The 10,687-nt window shown below is 63.5% G+C and carries 8 protein-coding genes; 2 read left to right on the plus strand and 6 right to left on the minus strand.

Annotation, left to right across the window (positions count from 1 at the left end):
- Together SH809_13980 and katG are read right to left on the minus strand one after the other, a co-directional pair.
- Positions 1-1,343, minus strand: a 1,343-nt coding sequence (locus SH809_13980; protein MDZ4700813.1) for a sulfatase, incomplete at its 3' end; no start/stop codon positions are given.
- An 886-nt stretch (positions 1,344-2,229) separates the two neighbouring features.
- Complete coding sequence (gene katG / locus SH809_13985; GenBank protein ID MDZ4700814.1) at positions 2,230-4,401, minus strand: catalase/peroxidase HPI; 2,172 nt, start codon at positions 4,399-4,401, stop codon at positions 2,230-2,232.
- Positions 4,402-4,629: 228 nt separating this feature from the next.
- Between katG and SH809_13990 the strand changes: the two genes are divergently transcribed.
- A complete protein-coding gene (locus SH809_13990; GenBank protein ID MDZ4700815.1) occupies positions 4,630-5,310 on the plus strand; it encodes an NAD-dependent epimerase/dehydratase family protein in 681 nt (226 codons plus the stop codon).
- Here the strand turns inward: SH809_13990 and SH809_13995 are convergent.
- From SH809_13995 to SH809_14010, 4 genes are all read right to left on the minus strand, one after another.
- On the minus strand, positions 5,307-6,020 hold the full coding sequence (locus SH809_13995) for an ABC transporter ATP-binding protein (protein MDZ4700816.1): 714 nt from the start codon (positions 6,018-6,020) through the stop codon (positions 5,307-5,309). The two genes, SH809_13990 and SH809_13995, sit on opposite strands and share 4 nt — an antisense overlap.
- Entirely contained in the window at positions 6,013-7,218 is a 1,206-nt protein-coding gene (locus SH809_14000; protein MDZ4700817.1) for an FtsX-like permease family protein, read from the minus strand. The genes SH809_13995 and SH809_14000 overlap by 8 nt, the downstream gene beginning before the upstream one ends.
- A 6-nt stretch (positions 7,219-7,224) precedes the next feature.
- Positions 7,225-8,349 carry an efflux RND transporter periplasmic adaptor subunit gene (locus SH809_14005; protein ID MDZ4700818.1) on the minus strand — a complete coding sequence of 375 codons (1,125 nt, stop codon included), beginning with the start codon at positions 8,347-8,349 and terminating at the stop codon, positions 7,225-7,227.
- A gap of 306 nt (positions 8,350-8,655) precedes the next feature.
- Complete coding sequence (locus SH809_14010; GenBank protein ID MDZ4700819.1) at positions 8,656-9,960, minus strand: hypothetical protein; 1,305 nt, start codon at positions 9,958-9,960, stop codon at positions 8,656-8,658.
- 135 nt (positions 9,961-10,095) lie between these two features.
- Between SH809_14010 and SH809_14015 the strand changes: the two genes are divergently transcribed.
- The coding region (locus SH809_14015; protein MDZ4700820.1) for a winged helix-turn-helix domain-containing protein at positions 10,096-10,687 on the plus strand (592 nt) is incomplete at its 3' end.

Consider the following 10,687-nt stretch of genomic DNA (forward strand, 5'->3'; position numbering starts at 1 on the left):
ACCTCGCCGGCGAGGTCGGCCAGAATTTCTGGATGTAGCGCGGCGCGGTCGTATTGCTCCGAGGGATCCTCATCCAGATTAAACAGCATCGGCGGGTTGTGCTCCATCCGCTGGTCGTCGGCCTCGTATTCCCACCGGGTGATGTAGTGCGCTTTCCAGGAGCCTTTTCGGACGGCCTGGAGGGTTGTCCCCCGGTAGAAGAAATAGGTGTCGCGGATCTCTCGGTCGGTATCCCCCCGAAGGATCGGCAGGAGGCTGCGCCCGTCGATGACGCGGTCGGCCGGCACGTCACGACCGGCTAGTTCGAGCGCCGTGGTGAAATAATCCATCGTGGACGTCAACGCGGTGCTGACCTGCCCGGGCGCGATGGTGCCGGGCCACCAGGCCAGCGAAGGTTCGCGCATCCCGCCTTCCCACGTCATCCCCTTTCCGCCGCGCAACAACCCGGCCGAGCCGCCGTGGGTATCGAAAACCAGCCAGGGGCCGTTGTCGCTGGTGAAAAACACGAGGGTGTTTTCAGCGAGGCCTTCCTGACGGAGAGTATTCAGCACCTGCCCCACGCTCCAGTCGAGTTCCTCGATCACGTCGCCGTACAGGCCGCGCCGGCTGGCGCCGGCGAACGCGTCGGAGGTAAACAGCGGGACGTGTGGCATGCTGTGGGCGAGGTAGACGAAGAAGGGTCCGTCCCGATGCTCCTGGATAAACTGGATCGCCTCTTCCGTATAGCGCCGGGTGATTGTCGTCTGGTCGGCCGGTTGTTCGATGATCTCCTCGTCGCGCATGAGCGGGACGTTCCAGTATTCGCTTTTCGGCTCCCAGAACGGGTCCTGCCATTCGCCGCCCACGACGCGGTCCATGTCGTTCGAGTAGGGGATGCCGAAGTAGTAGTCGAAGCCGTTCGCCGTGGGCAGATAGGCCGGCAGGTGCCCGAGGTGCCACTTGCCGATGGCGGCCGTCGCATAGCCGCTTTCTTTCAGCGCCTCGGCGAGGGTGATCTCTTCGGCGGGCAGGCCGAGCTTCGAGTCCGGAAAGAGGACGCGCCGTGTTTCACCCGCCATCCCGCTGCGAACGGGCAGGCGCCCGGTGAGCAGGCCGGCGCGGCTGGGGGTGCATACCGAGGCGGCCGCGTAGAACTGGGTGAACTTCATCCCCTCGGCCGCCATCCGGTCGAGGTTGGGCGTGTGAATCGTCGGGTGGCCGTATACGCCGAGATCGCCGTAGCCGAGGTCGTCGGCGAAAATGATGACGATATTGGGGGGGCCGGCGGGGGAGGTGCAGCCGGCGAGGAGTGCCGGCAGAACGACATATGTGAACAGGCCCAGGGCGAGGAGAAGACGAGACATGGTGGTGCAGCCGAATTAATGGGAGGACAATTAGGAGTATAGGATTTCAGAAGTACAAAGTCAGGGTGTTGAAATCGTTACTACGAAGTCCAATACGACAAGCTCGGCCGGCCGGACCACCGCAACCAGGACCGACACCCGGAGCCTCTCCTCCAGAAGATCCTGCGCCGTCATGGTCTCTCCAAGCCCCTGTGTAGATACCGGCCAGCGCTGCAGCCGGCGACGGGAGATCGAGCGTACTCCGGGCGGTAGCGAGCAACTGGCTAAACAGGGGGCTAATCGCGAGGAGGGACTGGTTGATTTCGTTCTTTTTCGCCACCGTACACGTACTCGAAAAACCGGGCAGGGAAGCGAAACCCCAACTAATTGAGTCATCCCGAGCCTGTCGAGGGACCCCCCGGACGATCGAGAGGTCCCTCGACAGGCTCGGGATGACATCTTATGCAGAGACGCCCCGGTGGGGCGTCTCAGCAAGGTTTCCGATTTTCGAAAAGCTTTCTGGAAAATCGTCGCCGCCAGGAGACGCCCCACCGGGGCGTCTCTACGACCCTTATTTTGAGGCCGCGATCACGTCGGACACGGTTTGTCATACCCGATAAGAAAGCCCTGCGAAGCTGGGCTCTCGGTCTCGGGATGACTTCGGATAAGGGTATGAAACCACCCTTCAATACGTCTGCTATGGCGCTTTTGCGCAGAATGACGTTTCAGAAGACCCCTCGCGAGGCTCAGCGTGACATGCGTGATTGAGAAATCACTACTGAGCAGCCAGGAAATGGGTCTCAGCATGACGGGAAAACGCTCTTTGTAAAACGAAAACGGCCCCAGCGCCGGCGTTGTCACCGGCGGCTGAGGCCGTCTCGATCCGGAAGTATGTCCGTGCCGGCGATTATGCCACGTCGAACCGGTCCAGATTCATCACCTTGTCCCACGCCGCGACGAAGTCGTGCACGAACTTCGTGTGCCCATCCTGGCAGGCGTAGACCTCTGCCAGCGCGCGGAGTACAGAGCTGGAGCCAAAGACAAGGTCGACCCGCGTGCCTGTCCACTTCACCTTACCAGTCTTCCGATCCCGGCCCTCGAACACGCCGGCGTCCGGCGAGACTTCTTTCCATGCCGTGCCCATGTCCAGCAGATGTACAAAGAAGTCGTTCGTCAGCACGCCCGGCCGGTTGGTGAACACGCCGTGTTTGGCTCCGCCGGCGTTGGCGCCCAGCACCCGCAGGCCCCCCACGAGCACCGTCATCTGGGGCGCGGTGAGGGTCAGAAGCTGCGCTTTGTCGATCAACAGCGTTTCGGCCGGCACGGTGTAACGGCCTTTGAGGTAATTGCGGAAGCCGTCCGCGACAGGCTCGAGCACCTCGAAGGACGCCGCGTCGGTCTGTTCTTCAAGCGCGTCCATCCGGCCCGGGGTGAACGGCACCGTTACCGCCACGCCGGCATGTTTCGCGGCCTGTTCGACGCCGGCGCAGCCGCCGAGCACGATCAGGTCGGCCAGCGAAACCTTCTTCCCGCCGGCTGCCGAGGCGTTAAACGTGCTCAGGACACCTTCCAGCGTCGTGAGCACCCTGGAAAGTTGCTTCGGGTTGTTGACTTCCCAGTCTTTCTGCGGGGCCAGGCGGATCCGGGCGCCGTTCGCGCCGCCGCGTTTGTCGGAACCGCGGAAGGTGGAAGCGGACGCCCAGGCCGTCGAGACCAACTCGGAAACGGAGAGGCCGCTCGCCAGGAGCTGGCTCTTCAGCACGGCGACGTCCTTCGCTTCGATCAGCGGATGGTTGACCGCCGGGATCGGGTCCTGCCAGATAAGTTCTTCCGCCGGCACTTCCGGACCCAGGTACCGCGCGCGCGGCCCCATGTCGCGGTGGGTCAGCTTGAACCAGGCGCGGGCAAACGCGTCGGCGAATGCGTCCGGGTTCTCCATGAAACGACGGGAGATCTTTTCGTAGATCGGGTCGAACCGCAGAGCGAGGTCGGTGGTGAGCATCGCCGGCGCGATCCGTTTGGACGGATCGTGCGCGTGTGGCACCGTGCCGGCGCCCATGCCGTATTTCGGCGTCCACTGGTGCGCGCCGGCGGGGCTCTTGGTCAACTCCCACTCGAAGCTGAACAGGTTCCAGAAGAAGTTATTACTCCACTTCGTGGGCGTGGTAGTCCAGGTGACCTCCAGGCCGCTTGTGATCGAGTCGCCACCGATGCCCGAGCCGAAGCGGCTCCGCCAGCCGAGGCCCTGCTCTTCGATGCCGGCCGCCTCGGAGTCTGCCCCCACGTGAGTCGCCGGGGCAGCGCCGTGGGTTTTGCCGAAGGTGTGGCCGCCGGCGATGAGCGCTACCGTCTCTTCGTCGTTCATGGCCATGCGTGCGAAGGTCTCGCGGATGTCGCGCGCGGCGGCGAGGGGGTCCGGGGTGCCATTCGGGCCCTCGGGGTTGACGTAGATGAGGCCCATCTGGACGGCCGCGAGTGGGTTTTCGAGGTCACGATCGCCGGAGTAGCGTTTGTCCTCCAACCAGACCTTTTCGGCGCCCCAGTAGACGTCCTGATCCGGCTCCCACACGTCTGCCCGCCCGCCGGCGAAGCCGAACGTGTTGAAGCCCATGGTTTCGAGGGCGACGTTGCCGGCGAGGATCATGAGATCCGCCCAGGAGATCTTCTTCCCGTATTTCTGTTTGATCGGCCAGAGGAGGCGGCGCGCCTTGTCGAGGCTGACGTTGTCCGGCCAGCTATTGAGCGGCGCGAACCGCTGCTGTCCCCGGCCGCCGCCGCCACGGCCGTCGCCCGTGCGGTAGGTGCCGGCGCTGTGCCAGGCCATGCGGATGAAGAGCGGACCGTAGTGCCCGAAGTCGGCCGGCCACCAGTCCTGCGAGTCGGTCATCAGCGCCGCAAGGTCCTGCTTGACGGCGGCGAGGTCGAGGGATTTAAAGGCGTCAGCGTAGTTAAAATCCTCGCCCATCGGGTTGGACTTTTCGGAGTGCTGGGTCAGGAGGTCGAGATTGAGCTGGTTCGGCCACCAGTCGCGGTTGGAGGGGCCGCCGGCTGCGTGGTTAACGGGGCATTTTGCTTCCATGGTACGAGGACTCTGTATGTCGCTGAGGGGTTAAACAATGCGGTGCGTTTCGATACGCCCGACGCGCCGGCGCACAGATACGGCTCGATCGGGGCGACGTTCCAGGCCGGAAGGGCTCGGCGGCGGATTGCCGGAAAGGCCTTGCAGGATGGATAGGCTGGGCCTTACAAGAGCGCCGGCGCCTTGCGCATTGGATACGGGGACATCGATATTATCCCCAAAAAGCCCATGAACATCATCCTCTTCGGAGCCACCGGCATGGTGGGCCAGGGCGTGTTGCAGGAGTGCCTGCGCGCCGACGATGTCGAGCGCGTGCTCACCGTTGGCCGACAGGCAACGGGGCAATCACACCCCAAGCTACAGGAACTGGTCCACGCGGATTTGCTGGACCTCTCGCCCGTGGCCTCCCGGCTCGAAGGCTTCGACGCGTGTTTCTTCTGCCTGGGCGCCTCGGTGCTGGGCCTTGACGAGGCCGGGTACATGCGCATCAACCACGACATGCCGGTGCATGCCGGCGCGCTGCTCTCCCGGCTCAACCCGGGGATGACCTTCATCTACGTCTCCGGCCAGGGCACCGGCAACGCCTCGGCCATGTGGAGCCGCGTGAAAGGGAAGACGGAGCAAGACCTGCTGGCGATGCCCTTCAAAGCCGCCTACATGTTCCGGCCCGGCATCATCCAGCCGGTGGACGGGGTGCGCTCGAAAACAGCGTGGTACAACGCGCTGTATGTCGTGTTTGCACCGGTGGTCTGGCTGGCGCGACGGATCGTTCCGGGGTACATCCTGAACACGAAAGAAGTCGGGCAGGCGATGTTGGTGGCCGTGCGGACCGGGGCTCCGAAGACCATCCTGGAGCCGCCGGACATCAAGGCGCTTCGCCGGGCTCCGTCAGTAACTGGCGAGAGCTAGCTGGCCACCTGACGCACATCGCTGGTGACACGGCCATCGACCAGACTGATGACCCGTTCGCAGCGTGCTGACAGGCGCGGATCGTGGCTGACGATCAATACCGCACACCCCTGATCGCGGTTGAAGCGACGAAACAATTCGAAGACCTCGTCGGCGCTGGCCGTGTCCAGGTTACCTGTCGGCTCGTCGGCGAGCAGCAGCGCCGGACCGGCGACCAGCGCTCTGGCGATGGCCACGCGTTGTTGCTGCCCGCCGGAGAGTTCGCCGGGGTGACGCGATGCATACTGTTCCAACCCTACTTCCACGAGAAGCGCACGCGCGTGGTCGATGCTCCGCGCGTCCGGCCGGCCATCGCTGATCATGATCGGCATCAGGACATTCTCGAGTACCGTGAATGCCTGGATCAAATGATGAAACTGAAAAACGAAACCGATGGTGCCGCCGCGCAGGCGGGTCCGCGCCCGGTCTTCCATTGCGCGGGTGGGTTCATCGAGCAAGAACAGCTCACCCGACGTGGGCGTGTCGAGCAAACCGATCAGGTTCAGGAGCGTACTCTTGCCCGAGCCGGACGGGCCGACGAGACTGGCGAAGTCCCCACGCTCCAGGCGGAGGTCGATCCGGTGCAGTACCTCGTTTTCCACCGGTGTGCCTATGTCGTAGGACTTGCACACCTGCTCGAGGCGCAACACTTCATCGGTGGAATCAAACATGGCGAATGGCTACTGCTGGGTCGAGCCGTGCCGCGCGGCGCGCTGGCAGCGCGGCGGCCAGGGTGCCGGCGACGGCAGAAAGGAGAACCGTCAGAAGGATCAGCCAGGGGCTGAATGCGATATAGAACAGGTTCGGCCCGAGGTAATTGAACGCCTGCACCAGGCCAAAACCCACCAGGTCGCCGAGCATCGCCCCCACCACGCCGAGCAGTGCGCCTTGAATGAGGAACACGGCAAGAATCTGATTCTGACCGATGCCCATCGCTCGCAGGATGCCGATTTCGCGCGTGCGCTGGACCACGCTGACACTCATTACACTGGCGATGCCGAAGGCGACCGACAGGGAGACGAACAACACGATCATATTCGATGACAGCGACTGCGAACTCAGTGCGTTCAGCAACTGCGCATTACTCTCCATCCAGCTTTCCGCACGGAGTCCGGTCAGCGCTCCGAGGCGAACGGCGAGCCGCTCGGCTTCGAACACCTCGCCGACGGCCAGCTCAATCGTCGTTACTCCACCCGGAAGGTTCAGCAGCGTACGCGTTTGATCGATATCCATCATCAGGAATCGGCTATCGATATCGCCCACGCCCAGCTCAAAAACCCCGGCGACCGTCATCACTACAGAACGATCCGGGCCGGCCTCCAGGCGGATCCGTCCACCGACCGAGACGCCGAGATCATCCGCGAGCTGACGACCCAGCAACGCATCGCCCGCATTCAACTGGTAGCGGCCTGCAACCATGTTATCGGCAATGGGCAGAATCGGGCGCACCCGCTCGGGGTTAGCGCCTATTAGCGTGACCGAGCGCGTGGCCATGCCGCGTTGAGCGAGCGCTGGCCCGACCACCATGGGAGATACGGCTGTCACAGCCGGCATCCTGTCCAGCGCATCGACCAGCACGCTCCAATTGCTGATCGCGCGCAACCGCTGGGGCCGTGGGTCTTCGAGGATGAGTGGAACGGCGGCGGCGTTCGACGGCGGGGCAAAGAGATTGACTTCCTCGAGCGGCAGGAGTCGGATATGCGCCTGCGATCCTAACGTGCGGTCGATGATGTTCGCCTGCAGGCCGGATATCAGCGCGCTGATGAAGACGACCACCGCCGCCCCAACCATGATACCGATGACCATCATCGTGGTCTGGGCCTTGCTATCCCGGAGCAACTGCACGGCGATGTGCCACAGAATCCACATCGGCGATCACGGATTGATGAGGGGAGATTCCCGATCCGCGATCGGTGCGGCTGCGGCAGGTTGCGGTTCCCTGCGCGGACGCACGCGCTGGCCGGCCGCGATCGCCCTATCCGATATCACTTCGTCGCCGGCGTTCACACCGCTCACGATCTCCGATTGCAGCATCCCGCGCAGGCCCAGGTCAACCTCGACCGCCTCGGCACGACCGTTCCGAACGCGCATGATCTCGGCCTTAGTGCCCGAAACGCTGCGCAGTACGTCGTTTGGCACCACCAGAGCCTGCGTACGGGCATCCGTTTCGACGCTGACGGAAACCGTCATATTCGGCTGAAGGAACGCCGGCTCCTCGTCGATCGACAGACGCACATCGACGGTACCGCGCGCCGCATCGATCGTCGGCGCGATGATCGAGACCGTTGCCGCGAACGGACGATCGGGGTAGGCGTCGGCGATAGAATGCGCTTTATCACCCACGGACAGACTCGAAAGATGACGCTCGTCGAACGGCACCAGCAATTCGCGATAGCCGTCGCGGGCAATCTCCATCAATACGCTACCGGGTTGCACGAGATCGCCAGGCTCTACCTCGCGCGACAGCACCGTCCCCGAGGCCACGGCGCGAATCGTCGTTTTCGCCAGTACCGCCTCGGCGTTCGCCAGACGTTCCTTGCGGATGGCTTCTTCAACACCCCCCGACGCGAGGGCCTCAACCTGTAGCAGGGCACGTTCCGTCGCCGCGCGTGCGATCTGCTCCGCCTGCTCCGATTGCTCGGCCGCCTCTGCCGGTACATGGCCGTTCCCGTACAGTGCCTGAGTACGGGCATTCTCGCGCTCGGCCTGTGCCTGGCGAAGCCTGGCATCCACAACCTGGTTCTCCGCCTCGGGGCGGGTAATCGTCCGCAATTGCTCCAGGGAGGCACGCGCCTCGTTAACCCTGGCCAGAAGCTCTTCGGATCGGAGCGTGATGAGTATATCGCCGGCTTCGACATGATCGCCTTCATCGACACGGCGCTCCACAACCACTCCGACGATCTCGCTGCCGACGTGCGCGCGTGAGTTCGTAATCACACGTCCGCTGGCAACAATCTGCTGTACCAGGTCATGTGTCTCTACGCTGTAGGCCACCACCATGGGGGCGGACAGAATATACCAGACTACCCCGAACGCGACGAGCGCTATCGCCCCTATAGACACCGCGAGCAACGTCCGCCAGTTCAAATCTGTGACTGCTTTCATTCAGGAGGTAGGCATCAACCATACCCACAGACACCGTCCACAGAATCGGAGTGAGCGGTTGCCATTCAGGACATGTATCATGGGGCGCGACACCTGTCCCGATGGAAAGCGCGAGACGCCAGGAGGGATGTGGGATTCTTCAACAGCCTTTCAGGGTAATGATTTCGCAGCCCGTAAACAACTCATCGCGTCCTACGCCGGCTACCCGAACAACGGCAACACCACCAACAGCACCACCATCCAGATGGCCGCCGGGGCGACGAGCCAGCCCATCGATTCGCGCAGAACCGGCATCCAGGACAACCGGCGATGGATCCACAACCGCACGCCACTCGACACCAGAATCGCCAGCGTCGTCACGTTCCAGCCGATGACGGTGAAGCGATTGGGCGTCAGGCCGGCATCGAGCGCCCGGCTGACCACGGCCGCCAGGGCATAGGCGTTTAAGATCAGCGTCAGCGCCCCAAGGGCCAGCACGGCGTAGCGTAGGAACGATCCCTGGCCGGCATCTACGGGACCAGAAATCACGACCGTCAGCAAGATCAGGATAGCTATAATGGTTGCGTTATAGACGAGCAGCACTTCCCGCTCCTCGAACGCCTTCCAGAAGTAGGCGGGGATGAACCACACCACATAAACGACGAGAACCCCGAGGGCGAGCGGCAGCATCAGCCGCGTCAGGATGCGCAGCGTGCGCGTCAGGCCGGCGTTTTCATCCTGCATCGCCGGCGCGTGCGTCGCGTCATAGGCGCTCCCGATGGCGAGGAGGGGGATCGTGCCGACACCCCAGGCCACCACAACGAGCAGTTCCTCTTCAGGCAGCTCAATCCCCAGCACCTTGAAGATGCCCACGGTGAGGCCGACGAAAAGTAGACCGCCGCCGAAAAAAATCCCTCCCGTCAGTACGCTTTCGACCGATTTGACGAGAAAGCCGTAGGCCTGTCTCGCGCGGTCCCGATAACCGAGGCAAAGCGCCGTTCCGACAATCGCCCAGCACAAGAGCGGGAGGTGCACCGCAACGAGATCGGCCGCGTCCCCCGTCCGGCCACCAAAAACCAAGCCCACATAAAGCGCCAACGCGACGACGGCCACCGCCGCCACGGCGTAGCGTTTTACGTTTTCGGTCGCCCGCTGGACCCAGGCCAGGTAGGCGAGGAGTCCAAGCGCCATCAGGGGTCCCCAGCTCACCCAGAACACCGTGCTGGCTTCCCCTGGGGCCGGCACCGGGGGTTTCCCCCCCGCAAGTAGGGCGCTCATCACGCCGAGCACCACGCTCCCACCGATGAGCGGTAGCCAGTGCCGATCGCCGGCGGCTTCTTCTTTTTCGGCGACCGCCACATCGAGCCGGTGGACCCAGGCCAGAAGGAGCACGTCGCCCGGGTGCGCGGCGACACTCTCCCGGAGCGCCTCCTTAAAAGAGGCTTCGTTTCCTTCGGCCTGTGCGTTTCGATAGAGGCGTTCGAGACCCGCCGGATCTCCTATCGCCGCCGCGATGTTATCGTTCATTGTCATGTTGGACGTGTCGTTATTCGGGTTAGCATCTGGGGGAGATCGTACATTGCCCCAATATGCCCCGAAACCGTGTGAGCGGCATGAGCGATCTCTGAGCATTTCATAAGCACTGATCATTTCGGACACATCGTGCAGGAAATCCCGATCTACCGCTTCGGCGGCTTCTCGCTCGACGCCTCGAACCGGGAGCTGCGCGACGGCGAACACCGCCTGGACCTGAACACCCGGTATTTCGACGCGCTGGTCCTGCTGGTGCGCGAGCAGGGCCGGCTCGTCCACAAAGAGCGTTTCTTCGAGGAGGTCTGGAACGATGTGGTCGTCAGCGACAGCGCCCTCACGCAGTGCGTCAAGGAGATTCGCCGGCAGCTCGGCGACGACGTCGCGAATCCCCGGTTCATCGAAACCGTCCCGCGCCACGGCTACCGGTTCATCGCCGAGGTGTCGACGGCGGTCCCGGCCACCGATGCAGAGCGGTCGACCCGGGCCATTCCTACGCCCGACCTAACGCCGACACCGCCTCTGGCTGGACGCGGTGACTCGGGGTTATCCGCCGCCCTCGCGACTACCCTGGCCGGCACCCTCGGAGGCGCCGTTGCCGGCCTACTGGGTGGGTTCCTGTACGGCTCGGGCCTCGCGTATTCGCCGGTGGACCAGGAAATCGGCACGGCCTCGGTGCTGCTTGTCATGATTAGCCTCACGGCTGTGTTGGGTACGGTAGGGG

Source organism: Rhodothermales bacterium (assembly GCA_034439735.1).
Taxonomy (GTDB): Bacteria; Bacteroidota; Rhodothermia; order Rhodothermales; family JAHQVL01; genus JAWKNW01.